Here is a 13,824-nt window from a genome sequence, read left to right as displayed (position 1 = left end):
CGGAGCACTTTCAGTTGCCCGAATCGCTCCGCCTCGGTGGGTGCGGGCATTGAGAACACCTTTCGAACCCATTGCGCACAGAGGGAGCTTTCTTCCGCGGTTGGCTTGAGAATAGACATAGGAGTGCTTTCAGTCCGTCGGGGTTGGGTTTATATTATGTTAATTACTATTGAAGCGAATACACTTTTGCGCACAAATGTATAGTCATTCCCGGCAAAGAAGCCGCTATATCATGCGATATATCACTCCAATGAGCATAGTATGCCTCCTTGGCGATAGGAAATCAAGAGGTAAGAGGGAGGAGCTTCTTGCGATGTTCGTCTTTTGAAGATGCGCGAGGCGGTTTGGGGCGACGGGAACCGGGCGACGTCCGGCTGGAGCGCAGTTTGAGTCCTGGTTTGGGGCGGCGGCAAGGGTCGTTTCAGGCCACGGTGGCGCCGACCATCGGGCGTCGTCGATGCCTGCTCGCGCCGAAGCGGAGTCGGCCTCGCAGCGAAGACCCTCCGCTGAGGCGTGTGATACACGATGCCGGCTCTCGCAGTCTTTAGTATGGACAGGTGACCAGCCAGTTGAAGAGCATGGGGTCTTTGGAGTTGGCGATGCCGCTGCCCCACTCGACGTAGGAGCGGTCCTGGCCGTCGTTCTTGTTGACGAGCAGAGAGAACGCCATCGCCATGCCCGGCTCGAGACGCGTCAGGCCGAGCGACTTGACCGGCAATACGAGGCTGTAACCGGTCACATTGTCCCGCCGGTCGATGGTCAGTTGAGCGTTTTCGATCAGTCCTATTTTCTCGCCGATCTGGCTGCCCTGCCGGAAGAGCTTGGGGCCGGACGCGGTGAGCGCCGCGGTCAGTTCGGTGAACTGTCGCGGCATCGGGCCGCCGAGCAGCAAGGTCTGGAGGGCCACCTGGAGCGAATCGCCTTTCCAGAGGGCGGCGTCCTCGAAGTTTTGAAAATGTGCCTCATCAGGAACCTTAGCCGTCAGATAGATACTGTCGGTGTCCCACGCGACCGTAAACGACGGTCCGACTTTGTCGGGACGGATGGATCGTTCGACGACGAGTTCGTCGAGACACGCCTCGCCACGGGCGGGTTTGGTTCGATCGTTATTCTCGATGGAAATCGAGTGGAAAGAGAGCGGGAAATCGAATTTGCCGTCGGCGTTGCCGTCCCAGTGGCTGTCGGGTTTGCGATTGGCCAGATCGAGGGTGACGGTGATCCACTGTTTTCCGGGCACGCCGGTGACGCACCAGGCGAACAGTTCGCCGGTCTTATCGATCAGGCGCACCCAGACCATGTGTCCAGAACCGTCGCCGCACATGCGGAAGCTGAGCTTGCGGGCGTCGGCAGGCAGTTCGATGCGTTTGACATAGGAGCAGTCGTTGATCTGGTTCTTTACGCCTTTGAAATCAAAAAGGAGTTCCGCGGCGCCGTCTTTGGTGACCGACGGTCGGGCGACGTGCCGAATGGCTGTTTGAGGGCCATTATTCTGACCCAGGACGCCCCAGCCGTCGACCGTGGCGAAGGTATCGAGTTCGCGGACGGCCATCGCATCCTGCTGGTTGAAGTGGATTTCATGGGGTTTGACGGATACGGGCGAGGCGAAGGCCATCTGCCTGGGCAGATGGATCCGCGTGCTCGTGGGGCGTTTGGACTCGGGCATCGGGTGGACCTTGACCTCGGGCAGAACGCGGACGTTCGACAGGTCGCCGACGATCAGCCAGGGCGTTTCGCCGACGGTGGCAAAGAGCTGGTCGGCGATGAACGGTTCGCCGTCGTGTCGGGCAAATGAACCCCAGGCGCGGGTGATCGGCGCATGGCCGACCTTCTGGAACTCAAGCGGCGCGGGATTCGCCTGCGTGGTTTTCAGAACGACGCGGCGAAGATCGTCGGACGTGCTGCTCCAGACGGCCAGGACGTCCTTGCCGTCCCTGCGTTTGAACTTCAGGACGTACGCGTTCGGATCGTTGGTTTCGACCCGGCCGAGGAATTCTCCGGTCGCGACGAGGTCCGCGACGTCGCGCAGGCCGAACCAGGCGGGTTTGGGCATGAAGTCCTGGTCGATCAGGCCCCAGTGGGCGTCCGCATTGTCCGGGGTGTATCCGACGTCATTCTGAAAGTCGTACCAGTAGATGCCCGCGAGTCTCGGTACGGTTCGGCCGAGCAGGTACATCCGGGCGATGTAGGGCAGGACCTTGTCCGGCGGCGTGCCGTCGGCGAGGACGTGGGTCGGCCAGCAGGTTTCGGTGATGTAGAACGGGATCTTCCTGTTCGGGCTGGCCTTGGCCAGTTTGGCGTCGGCGAGCTTGATCCACTCGATCCAGCCTTCGGGGGAATAGCGTTGAGCGCCGGCGTTGTGAGGATAGGCGTGGATCGACACGGCGTCGAGGTACTCCAGACCGCCGCGTTCGATCAGCTCATCGAAATACCCGTCGATCATCCAGCCGCCCTGGACGACGGCGTCCGGGTCCACGGCTTTGATGCGGGGGTAGACGTATTTGATCAGCTTGACGTAGTTTTCGATCGACTGGCCGACTCGCGGAACTTCGGGCGAAAACCCGCCCAGATACGCGCCCCACTCGTTCCAGACTTCATAGTGACGAATGCGACCCTTGAAGTGGCCCACGACGTATTCGCAGTATTTGGCGAAGCCTTCGCGCGATTCGTCGGTCACGGGCGAACCGCCTCCGTTGTAATATTGATTCCAGTACCCCAGGACAACGACCGGCTCAACGCCCGCGGCGACCGTTTCGTCTATCATCTTTTCATAGGGCATCTGATATTCGCCCTTTTTCTGTTCGACCGCGACCCAATAAATGTCTTCATAGAGCGAATTGAGGCCGCACTGCTTCATCAGGCTCAGCAGTTCGGGCATCGGCGCCTGGCCGTGCGTGAAATGGATTTTGGCCCCGACGATGAACCGCGGCGGCTCGCTTTGGGCCAAGCTGATACCGGCGGAGCCCAGAACAACGGAGGCGATCAAGGCGCAGAGGGTCGGTTTCATAGGTCTCCCATCGCTTGAACGAAGTCAGACGGCATGTACTATTCCCAATCGGGACAGAATCGACCGAGGTTGGCCGGATCGACCAGATCAACCTGGGGCAGCCACTGGACGTGCAGATCGGCGAAGAGGGAATCGGCACCCATCGCATGAAGGGCGGCGATCTCGGCCTGATAGGCCGTCAGGCCCGTCGTCCAGGCTCGGATGATCTGAAACGCGTACCACGCATGCTCGCTCATTTCCGAGAGGATGATCTTGCGGCTCGGCTGCCTGAAGGCGGAGAACGTGTACGGCGGACCCCATTCCGGATACCCCGGACCGGTTCCGAGCCTGGTCACATAGAAGCCCTGGGCCAGGGTGTCGCCTTGCGCGTAGTTGGTCAACGGCACGTTCATCGGCCCTTCCACGACCGCCACGGGGTTGGCTGGACACAGCAGTATCTTGGACCGGGTATTGGCGGAACGCCCGATTTCCGCTTCGTACGCTCCGCCCAGGAAATCATACCATTGGGCTCCGGAGGCGGTTATCCGATAGGCGGCGACCTGGTCGTTGTTGTCTTGTGCGAAAAGGCTGAAGAAGGCGCCGAGCTGCATGAGATTCGACTGGCAGGCGACGCGTTGGGCCTGTTCGCGGGCGCTGGCCAGGGCCGGGAGCAGCATGGCGATCAGTACCGCGATGATGGCCACGACGACCAGCAACTCGATGAGGGTAAAGGCGTCGATTTTTCGCATGCTTTGTCCTTTGGCTATCCGCAAACAGCCGTTGTCGTCAACGCCGTCCAGTGGTTTCGCCTTCGAAGACCATTGCGTCAGCCGGCTGAACGGCCAGTGGACCGACCCAGTTCTCCCCTCCCCTCAGGATCCAGTCGACGCAGACGCCCAGGTACGGCTTGGGGTCGCGGTCGCGCAGGCACGTCAGGGCCGGCGTCAGGTACGGAGCGACATCCGCTCCGTCCTCAGCGGAGCACACGGAGATGTCTTTTCCGGCTTTGAGGCCCTTTTCGTAGATGGCCCGCAAGGCACCCAGGGCGGCGCTGGTGGTGACACAGAAGAGAGCGGCGTTCGGTTTGAGTTCGCCGGCGTCCAGCAGGCGTCTGACCGTCTCGCAGGCTCCGCGTATCGGCGAGTGGTAGACTCGGACGGGTTCGTCGAAGAGCGTTCCGGTTCCGCCGTGGGCGGCGAGCCAGAGCTGCCACTGGTCAATTCTCGCGCGGATGACCTGGTCGGGCGGCTGGGTGTTGAGGCAGTCGACGTGCCGATGACCCAGGCCGCCGAGGTGGTCCAGGAGCTTCTGGACCATCGACGGAGAGGTGATCCGCAGGGAAGGGATACCATGTTCGGACGTGTCCTGGCCGAGAATGACCACGGGCCGGCCGGCCTGCTTGATGCGCCGGATCAGGGACAGGGGGATCTGGTCGGACAACGGCAGCAGGAAGGTTCCGTCGAAACCCTCAATGGTGTCGAGGATGACGGCGTCGTCCCAGTGGCAGTATCCGATGACGCGGACGAAGCACTCTCGCTCTCGGGCCATTTCGTTGAGCCACAGGTGCCAGAGTTCGAGGTACGGGTTGGGATAGGGCGAGGAGAGCAGGGCGATCTGGACCTGCTTCCTGGCGTTGCCCCGGTCGCGTCGGACGGCCAGCCGCCTGTTGGGCCGGCGGACGAGCAGACCCTTGTCGACCAGATGGAGGATGGCCTTTCGGGCGGTCATGTGGCTGACCTGGGCTTCCAGGGCCAGTTCGCGTTCGGAGGGGACTTCTTTGAGGAGATAGTCTCCGTGACGGATCCGGTTCTCGAGAAGACGTGCAATGTATTCGTACTTTGCCATAGAGCGATTGTGATACTTTTAGGTGGCAATAGAACAAGTTGTTATATTTTCTTCTACTATAATCAAACTCGTTATAGCTGTCAATATCTGACCCTGAGAATACTCTCTAGCCATAACTTTAGGTTTTGCAGGAAGATAGGTCTTTACCCATTTATATCTCCCGACTGTTTCGGAAAGATGAGGGCCGTTTGCGGATTCGCAGCCGAAGAGCCTTCGACCACGTCCCAGCGGTTTCGGGGCCACATGCGTCAAAGCCGTCGCCTACCTGGCCGGCATCGCGAGGCGTTGTTTGGCTTCTGTGGCTTCGGGCTAAGGACGGGGGGCGTCTACGGAGGATCACTCCGGTCGAGGGAACGGGGGGCTCGCGATCTGAGCGGTCCGAGAAGGCTGCGGCACGGAGCACGCGGAAGACGCGGAGAAAGAACAGAAAATGAAAACTGAAAATACCGAGCAGCAAAATGCAAAATCCAGGTCCGCCACCCAGGGGCATTCTGCTTCTTCTGACTTCTTGCTTCTCGCCGGCGTTTGCGCGTGGTCCGGGTGCTTTGTGCCGGTCTTGTACGTTTGCTCGGGGTGCTGAGAAGCTGTGGCCCGGTCGGACGGTCTAGCTTGGGAGCGGGGTGACGGGGACTTTGGTGAGGTGCGGGAGGGCGAGGGCGTCGAACTGGACCTGTCGTTTGGCCATGCGGAGGAAGCCCTTGTTCATGCCGTGGACGAAGAGGGCGGTGGTCAGGGAACGGGTGCGGAAGAGGGACTTGATGGTGCGCTTCAGGACCCATGGGCACTCGGCGGCGGCGCGTCGGAAGAGGAACATGGCCTCGTCGAGCTGCCGGGCGGTCATGCGTTTAGGCTCAAAGACGGTGTGGATGAAGGTGTACTTGTCCCAGTCGTTGGGATAGTCGGCGGCGATGAGTCGGCCTTCCTGCTTGAATTCATCGTAGAGGTCGGTGCCGGGCAGCGGGGTGAGGTTGGTGATCTGGAGGATATCGACGCCCAGGTCGATGGCGGTGCAGGCGGCGTTGCGGATGGACTCGGGGACGTCGTTGTCGGCTCCGACGATGACGGCTCCGAAGACGGCGATGCCGGCCTTGTGGAACTTGCCGATCAGTTCCTTGTAGCGGCCCAGCGAGCGGCTGGCGAGGCGTTTTTGATATTCCAAAAGGTTCTGTTCGTCGAAGCTTTCGAGGCCGACGAGCATGGCGCGGCATCCGGCTTTGTAGGCCAGCCGCAGGGCTTCGGCGTCGTCGCCCATGTTGATGGTGGTCTGGCTGAACCAGAGGCGTTTCTTGCCGCGTTTGATGATTTCGCGGAGCAGTTGCTTGGTCCACTCGGCCTGCTTGGAGGAGAGGCCGAAGAAGTTATCGTCGACGACGAAGACGAAGCTCTTGGTGATGGCGTTCCACTCGTCGAGGATAGAGTCGATGGTGCGGCGTCGGATGCGGGCTCCGTTGACGCGGGTGACGGAGCAGAACTTGCAGCCGGTGGGACATCCGCGGGAGGTCTGGATGGAGGCGACGTCGTAGCGTCCGTTGACGGGTTCGACGGTCTGTCGGGCCTCGCCGTGGCCTTCGTGCAGTTCGGGGAACTTGTCGGTCTGGTATCGGGGCTTGAGGTTGCCCTGTTCGAAATCGCGGAGGATTTGCGGCCAGAGTTCGTCGGCTTCGCCGATGACGACGGAGTCGAAGTATTCGGCGGCTTCGTCGGGACAGGTGGTGGCGTGGATGCCGCCGAAGATGACGGTCATGCCCCGCTCGCGGCAGGCGCGTGCGATCTGGTAGGCTCGTGCGGCGCCGCTGGTCATGGCGGTGATGCCGACGAGGTCGTAGCGTCCGGAGGTGATGTCGTCGATGGTGTTGTCGGAGCCGAAGATTTCGTCGTAGATGTCGACCTGGTGCGGGGCTGGGGTGCACCGGGCGAGGACCTGCAGGCCGAGTTGCGGGATGCGGCTGCCGATGGTGTGGTAGCCCTGGCCGCTTTGGGATATCGGATTAACCAGCACGATACGCATGGCGTCTATTAGCCTCCAGAAGCGGGCCGGGGCCGTCCGGTTCCGCCCAAAACGGAGATTATAGCCGGAACGGGCGGGAAAATCGCGATAAAGTCGCCGGATCGGGGGGTAAAATGTGGGTTGGGGCGGGTTTGGCCGAACGGAAGTGCGGTATTCCCAAGGCCGGCCGGCGGTGATATACTGGTTGGTTAACGAACGGCAAAGCAAAGCGGTTCAAGCGGTTACCGCACGAGGGCGAAATTGGGCTCGCAACCGGCAGGACAATTGCGTCTGCGTCCGATTTTGGAGCAGTCGGAGGGGACGGAGGCCCGCGATCCGGGCGGTCGGCGGCGTTTGGCGCTGGGGCTGGCGGCGGTGGCGGTCGGATTGGGGCTGGCGGCGACGTTCGTGGCGAAGCTGGCGTTGGTGAACCTGCGGTTTTTCCAGGCGAGCGGCGAGGTCCGGATCAGCGGGGTGGTCCCACAGCAGGAGTCAGCGGCGCTGATGCGTCATCTGGGGCGGATGTACCTGGCGACGGTAGACCTACCGGCGGGCGGGTCGGTGCGGACGATCGCATTGGCGGATCTGATTTCGGACGGCCGGCTGCGGATCACCACATCCGGGTCGCAGACGATCGGGTTGGCGGTTCGCGAGGGGTCGTGGTCGTCGGCTCGGGAGCTGGTGGAGCGGATCGGGGCGTCGACGGTCAACGAGTTTCAGAAGGCCAAGGGCCAGCGGATCGCGGCGGCGGACCAGACTCAGCGGGATAGGATCACGGCGCAGCAGTCGCTGCAGGCAAGGCAGAAGGAGTTGATGGAGAAGCTGGCGGCGGCGGCGGAAGGCCGGGCCGACGGCGGAGAGCTGGACCGGTCGATCGTGGAGTTGGGCAAGAAACTGCAGGGCTCGCTGGCGGGGGCGGCGGAGCTGAATCGGAGTTTGGGCGGGATCCGCGAGGCGATCTATCGGGCCGAGGCGGAGATGGAGAATCCGACGATCAACGTGGACCCGGCGGTGATTCAGCAGACGGCGATGGCGGACAAGCTGTTCGCGGGCGATTACCGGATGCTGGGGGTCAAGCACGCGGCGTATCTGGCGGGGTTTCGGGCGGAGTTGAGCGAGGCGGGCGGGGCGTTGACGCGGCTGGAAAAGCACATGCAGGGCCTGTCGGAACGGGTGGGCAAGCAGTTGGTGCTCGATCTGCCGGGCGAGGTGGCTGACGATCTGCTGGAGTTGAACCTGTCGGCGGAGCTGCTGGAGACGAATCTGGTGGGGTTCCGGGAGCGGTGGCGGCAGTACGAGCAGAAGCTGGTGGAGATGCTGGCGGACGGCCAGACGGCTGATTACGACGGGGCGCAGACGATCCTTTCGCAGGCGAGGCAGGAGTTGACGCAGCGGTGCGGCGAACTGGCTGGGCAGATTCAGACGTTGTTTGAGCGGCTTCGAAGCGGCGGCGGCGCCGACGCGCGTCGGCCGGGCGGGCTGTCGGGCGCGACGGTGCGGAACGTGGCGAGTTCGGCGATCGCCCACGACGTCGAGCAGGTGTCGGAGGCGTGGACGCGGTTGACGTGGCACATCGACCGGACGTTTCCGGAGGCGAACGTGCAGTTGCGGATGTTGACGCGGCTATGCCGTTCGCTGCAGGCGCGGCTTCGGCATCGGCACGAGCAGGTTCGCGAGCAGGTCGAGGACCGCTATCGCGTGGCGGCCAAGCGGGAGGCGCGGGAGGAGTTGAACCGGCTTCAGGGGGAGTTTCACCGGCGCAGCAGCGAGGTGGCTGCGACGTACGAGCAGTTGTTGACCGATCAGCAGGCGTTGTGCGGGTTGACGGAGAAGTGGCCGGCGTGGCGGGAGTTGAACACGGAGCTGGACAAGCTGAACGTGGAGTTGGCGGCGTCGACGGCGGGTCTGGCGGAGATGGGGGTGGAGATCTGGCCGGAGCAGTTGGAGACGGGTCCGGTCGAGGTGGCGCGGATGAGCCGGGCAGGGGTGCTGGGCGATCATGAGAACGCGACGTCGGCGGGCGTTGGGCTGTTGGCGGCGCTGATCGGGGGTGCGGCGGTGCTGGCGGGCCGGCGGGTCGGCTGAGATCGGTCGATGCGTCACTCGTTTTTGGCGGGCTCTTCGTCCACCGGATCGACCAGGGCGATCAGCGAGTCGCCGGATTTGGGCGTGGGGCTTGAGTCGCGGGTGAAGATTCTCATTCGGCCGTTCTCATCGATCAGGAACATCGGCAGCGCGGTCTGGCCGTAGTGGTCCTTGAAATCGTCATATTGGAATTCGCCGGTGAGGCGGACCTTTTTGACCACGGCACCGGCGCGGAAGCGGCGGGTGAGGTAGCTATAGGTGGCTTCGGGACCGAAGAGGATGCGGCCGTGGAACTCGAGGGCCTCCTGGACGTCCACCTTCCGGTCGCGTTCGGGCATGAGTTGATGGACCTCGGCCCGCCCGAAGGCGCGGGTGAATCGCAGGGCGGCCAGCGAGTTGACCTCGGAGTTGGAGCTGAGGGCCAGAAGGCGGCCGGTCTCGGTGGCCTCGGCTTCGGCGGCGACTCGTTCGGCAAAGACGCTCTCGTAGATGGCGGGCAGTCCTTCCATCCGGGCGGCGTGGACCTCGCTCCAGTTGGTGTCCACCAGGAGGACGAAGACGTTTTCCTTCTTGAGGGCCTGGGCGATCCGGCGGGCCCACGCGTGGGCGCCGAGCATCAGCACCCCTTGCGGCGCCGGCTGGGCGATTCCCAGCCACCGGGCCAGCGGGGAGGCGCTGAGGCCGTAGAACGCGACGGTGCCGGCGATGACGAAGAAGACGATGGGGGCCAGCCGTTCGGCGTCGGGATAGTCCGGGGCCATGCGGAGGGCGAAGATCGAGGCGACGGCGGCGGCGACGATGCCGCGCGGGGCGAGCATGGCCAGGAATACCCGCTGACGCCAGTTGAGGCGTGAGCCGAAGGTTGAGAGGGCCACGGCCAGCGGCCGGGCCACGACGATCAGTACGGCCAGGAACACCGCCGCCCGTCCGTCGATCTGGGCGAAATCCGTCCAGGTCAGCCGGGCGGCCAGCACGACAAAGAGGATCGAGATCAGCAGGACCCGCAGGTCCTCCTTGAACTGGGCCACCTTTTCGATGGAGACGAACCGCTGATTGGCCAGGAGCACCCCCATGAACGTCACCTCGAAGAGGCCGGCTTCGTCCTGCAGCAGGTTGGCGGCCAGGAACGTGGCCAGTACAATCATCAGGGCCATCGGGTTGGTCAGGAAATCGGGCAGCAGATGCTGGCGGAGCATGACCACCATCAGGGCGGCGCCGATCAGGCCCAACCCCCCTCCGACCGCCAGCGTCCACGACAGGTTGACCGCGGCGATGGTGATCGGATGCTCGCCCGCCCCGTTGGAGACCGCCTCGTAGGCCAGCACGGCGAGCATGGCCCCGATCGGGTCATTGACGATGCCTTCCCACTTGGCGATCCAGCCGATCTGGCCCTTGGGCCGGACGTGGCGCAGCAGCGGGATGATGACGGTCGGACCGGTGACCACCAGGATCGCCCCCAGCAGCACCGCGATGGCTGGGCTCAGGTCGAGCAGCCACCAGGCGGCTGCGGCAGTGACCGTCCAGGTCACCAGCGCCCCCAGGCTCACCAGCGACCATATCACCGTTCCGGTCCCGCGGAGTTCGGCGATGCGCAGGCTCAGCCCCCCTTCGAAGAGGATGATCGCGACGGAAACCGAGACCAGCGGCAGGAGCAGTTCGCCAAAGAGCTCATCCGGATGGATCAGCCCGGCCACCGGTCCGGCGAGCACGCCGAGAATCAGCAGCAGGAGGATGGAGGGCAGGTGGAAGCGCCACGCCAGGTATTGGGCGAACACGCCGACCACGATGATGCCGACCAGGCTGATCAAGACCATCTGGTGCTGCACGTGAACCCCCTGTTCGACGGGCGGCCGGAACGGTCGGGCTCGGGGCTAGATCGTGATGAGGGCCGAGGCCCAGGTCAGGCCCGCTCCGAACGCCACCATTAGTATGGTATCGCCCCGGCGAATCTTGCCGTTGCGCATGGCCTCATCCAAGGCGATCGGGATCGAGGCGGCTGAGGTGTTGCCGGTCCGGTCGATGTTGACGTAGACCTTGTCGGAGGGAAATCCCACGTGCTCGCAGGCCGAGTCGATGATCCGCTGATTGACCTGGTGCGGGACGATCATGGCGATCTGGTCGGCGGTCAGCCCGCAGTTTTCGAGGGCGTCCTGGATGAGGAACTGCATTTTCTGGACGGCGAACTTGTAGATTTCGCGGCCGCGAAGCTGGATGTAGTGTTCGCGTTTTTCGACGGTTTCGCGGGAGGCGGGGCGTTTGGAACCGCCGGCGGGAATGAACAGCAGTTCCCAGCCGTCGCCGTCGGCGGCCATTTTGGTGTACCGGATTCCGCGGTCGGCCTGGTCGGTCGCCTGGAGCACGACGGCGCCGGCCCCGTCGCCGAAGAGGATGGAACTGCCGCGGTCCTGATAGTCGGTGAAGCGCGACATGGTCTCGGCCCCGATAACCAGGACGGTGCGGTAGACGCCGGTCTGGATGAACTGGGCGGCGATGCTCAGGCCGTAGACGAATCCGCTGCACGCGGCGGCCAGGTCGAAGGCCCCGCAGCCGGCGGCGCCGAGTCGCTGCTGGACGAGGCACGCGGTCGAGGGCAGGGGCATTTCGGGGGTGAACGAGGCGCAGATGATCAGGTCGAGATCGGAGGGTTGGATGCCGGCGTTCTCGATGGCGGCGCGGGCGGCGTGGGCCGCCAGGTCCACGGTGGACTCGTCGTCGGCGGCGATCCGCCGCTCTTTGATTCCGGTGCGGGTGGTGATCCACTCGTCGCTGGTGTCGAGGAATTTTTCGAAATCGGCGTTGGAAAGGACTCGTTCGGGCAAATAGCTTCCCGTACCGATGATGGCGGCGCGTTGTCGAAACGTCATCGTCCGTGCCTCACGTTGGGGTCAGTTGGGCGGGATGGCAGCCGGCTCGGACTGCAGGAATTCCACGATCCGCTGATTGATGTTGCTGCGGCAGAGTTTGGCGGCCACCGCCACCGCGTTGCGGATGGCGCGGCGGTTACTCGAACCGTGGCAGATGATGCATATTCCGTCGACGCCGAGGAGCGGGGCGCCGCCGTATTCGCTGTAGTCGTGCTGTTGCCAGAGTTTTTTGAGGATGGGTTCGAAGGACTTGGCGAGGGCGGGATCGGCCGAACTGATGTCCTTGGTCAGCATGCTCACCAGGCCATCGGCCAGTCCCTCGATGAGTTTGAGGGCGACGTTTCCAACGAACCCGTCGCAGATCACCACGCCGGCCTGGCCGGAGAGCAGCGAGCGGCCTTCGACGTAGCCGACGAAGTTGATGCGCGGGTCGGCCTTGATCAGGTCGCGGGCCTGCTTGACCAGGGGATTGCCCTTGGCGTCCTCTTCGCCGATGCTCAAGAGGGCGACCTTCGGCGAACCGTCGACGCCGAGCAGGTGTTTGGCGTAGATGATGCTCATCAGGGCGTACTGGTGGAGGTGATGCGGTTTGGGCGCGACGTTGGCGCCGACGTCGCAGAGGATCATGGGCCCGCCGAAGGAGGGGATGACCACCGCGATGCCCGGACGCTGGACGCCCTTGAGCGGACGGATTTTCATCTGACAGGCGGCCACACAGGCCCCGGTGTTGCCGGCGCTGATGACGGCGTCGACCTGTTCGCCAGCGGCCATGACGGCCATTTTCGCGATCGAGCTGTCGCGTTTCTGGCGCAGGGCTTCGACCGGATGATCGCCCATCTCGATCACCTGGCTGGCATGCACCACCGAGAGGCGGGGATCGTCGGGCGAACCGAGTTCGCGGAGTTCCTCGCGGATTCGGTCTTCCAGTCCGATCAACACCAGTTGATCGTCGGAGCCGAGGCCGCCGAGGGCCTCGACCGCCCCGGCGACGATCTCCCGGGGGGCGTAATCACCGCCCATGGCATCAATGGCGATCCGCATCTTCAGGCTTCCTCGGATTCCTCGATCTCGATCCTCGTGGCGGGATTGACGTAGCCGCAGCCCGCACAGGCGGCGTGCGGCAGTTTGGCCGCGCTGCACTGGGGGCAGGTCGAGAGGTTCACCGGGGACAGCGCGTGATGGCTGCGACGCAGGCGTTTTCGCGACTTCGACGTTTTTCTTGCCGGTAACATGACACCAGACTCCTGTACCAAAAAAGACAACCGCATTTCGAGCCGGTTGTCAGCGGATACGAAATCGGCTTGCCTCTTGGCTCAGAGGGCAAGCCGAGGGATAAACCGTTAGTATCGCATTGGCTGTGAACCGCTGTCAAGCAAAAACCGCCGTTTTGCATCGCTCCGGGCGGGCCAGCGCCACAGACCGCCGACAACCAACAACGGTTATTATACCCCCCCTACCGGCGTTTGGCCGGGTCCGTGAAGCAGCCAGGGGACCAGAATTCGGAAGATCGCCTGCCCGATCAGGTTGGCGTAGACCGCAGCGAACAGGTCGTCGACGACAATACCCCAGCCGAACGGCAGTGCCTCGGACTGGCGGGATGGAAACGGCTTGACGATATCAGCTATTCTGAACAATAAAAACTGCGATACAGCCACAATGATGAGCGAGAGCGGTCCGGCGTAGGGGATCCAGAGCAGGGCCAGCCACATTCCCGCCGCTTCGTCCAGGACGAACGGTGAAGGATCCTTCATCAGGAAGTGCCGAACCGCCCATTTGCCGAGGGCCACTCCGACGACCGATCCGGCGATCACCAGAATGGCGGTCACCAGCCATGCGGTGCCCGCTTGGTCCGCCCCCAATGGGTAGGCGTAGGCGAGGAAGATCAGGGCCGCTCCGAACGAGCCCCACGTCCCCGGGGCGATCGGCATCAGGCCCAGCCCGAAAACCGTTACTAATAATCTCTTAATAACTGTCATCTGCCGCGGTCTCCCGTGGCCTCACGGGTGAGCCGCGACAGCGCGATGTACCGGGAGATATAGGCGATCATGGACAAGACGGTG

General features: G+C 63.4%; 10 protein-coding genes. 1 reads left to right on the top strand and 9 read right to left on the bottom strand.

Going from position 1 to position 13,824, the window contains the following annotated elements:
• Positions 1-544: 544 nt before the first annotated feature.
• From GXY33_12735 to GXY33_12720, 4 genes are all read right to left on the bottom strand, one after another.
• Positions 545-3,004: a hypothetical protein gene (locus GXY33_12735; GenBank protein ID NLX05998.1), complete on the bottom strand. Its 2,460-nt coding sequence runs from the start codon at positions 3,002-3,004 to the stop codon at positions 545-547.
• A 38-nt stretch (positions 3,005-3,042) separates the two neighbouring features.
• Entirely contained in the window at positions 3,043-3,732 is a 690-nt protein-coding gene (locus GXY33_12730; protein ID NLX05997.1) for a type II secretion system protein, read from the bottom strand.
• Positions 3,733-3,769: 37 nt separating this feature from the next.
• Positions 3,770-4,828: a LacI family transcriptional regulator gene (locus GXY33_12725; GenBank protein NLX05996.1), complete on the bottom strand. Its 1,059-nt coding sequence runs from the start codon at positions 4,826-4,828 to the stop codon at positions 3,770-3,772.
• Positions 4,829-5,432: 604 nt separating this feature from the next.
• Complete coding sequence (locus GXY33_12720) at positions 5,433-6,836, bottom strand: B12-binding domain-containing radical SAM protein (protein NLX05995.1); 1,404 nt, start codon at positions 6,834-6,836, stop codon at positions 5,433-5,435.
• Positions 6,837-7,076: 240 nt separating this feature from the next.
• On the opposite strand from GXY33_12720, the gene GXY33_12715 reads away from it, so the two are divergent.
• A complete protein-coding gene (locus GXY33_12715) occupies positions 7,077-8,900 on the top strand; it encodes a hypothetical protein (protein ID NLX05994.1) in 1,824 nt (607 codons plus the stop codon).
• Between the two features lie 14 nt (positions 8,901-8,914).
• Here GXY33_12715 and GXY33_12710 read toward each other — a convergent pair whose 3' ends face one another.
• The 5 genes from GXY33_12710 to GXY33_12690 form a co-directional block, all read right to left on the bottom strand.
• Positions 8,915-10,714, bottom strand: a complete 1,800-nt coding sequence (locus tag GXY33_12710) for a sodium:proton antiporter (protein ID NLX05993.1) — start codon at positions 10,712-10,714, stop codon at positions 8,915-8,917.
• Between the two features lie 57 nt (positions 10,715-10,771).
• Entirely contained in the window at positions 10,772-11,764 is a 993-nt protein-coding gene (locus GXY33_12705) for a ketoacyl-ACP synthase III (protein ID NLX05992.1), read from the bottom strand.
• A 21-nt stretch (positions 11,765-11,785) separates the two neighbouring features.
• Complete coding sequence (plsX, locus tag GXY33_12700; protein NLX05991.1) at positions 11,786-12,805, bottom strand: phosphate acyltransferase PlsX; 1,020 nt, start codon at positions 12,803-12,805, stop codon at positions 11,786-11,788.
• Positions 12,806-12,807: 2 nt separating this feature from the next.
• Entirely contained in the window at positions 12,808-12,996 is a 189-nt protein-coding gene (rpmF, locus tag GXY33_12695; protein NLX05990.1) for a 50S ribosomal protein L32, read from the bottom strand.
• A 210-nt stretch (positions 12,997-13,206) separates the two neighbouring features.
• Positions 13,207-13,740 (bottom strand): phosphatidylglycerophosphatase A, encoded by a 534-nt coding sequence (locus GXY33_12690; protein NLX05989.1) that lies wholly within the window; start codon positions 13,738-13,740, stop codon positions 13,207-13,209.
• Positions 13,741-13,824: the final 84 nt, after the last annotated feature.

This window comes from Phycisphaerae bacterium, from assembly GCA_012729815.1.
Lineage (GTDB): Bacteria > Planctomycetota > Phycisphaerae > JAAYCJ01 > JAAYCJ01 > JAAYCJ01.
This window is presented reverse-complemented; position numbering and strand designations above follow the sequence as displayed.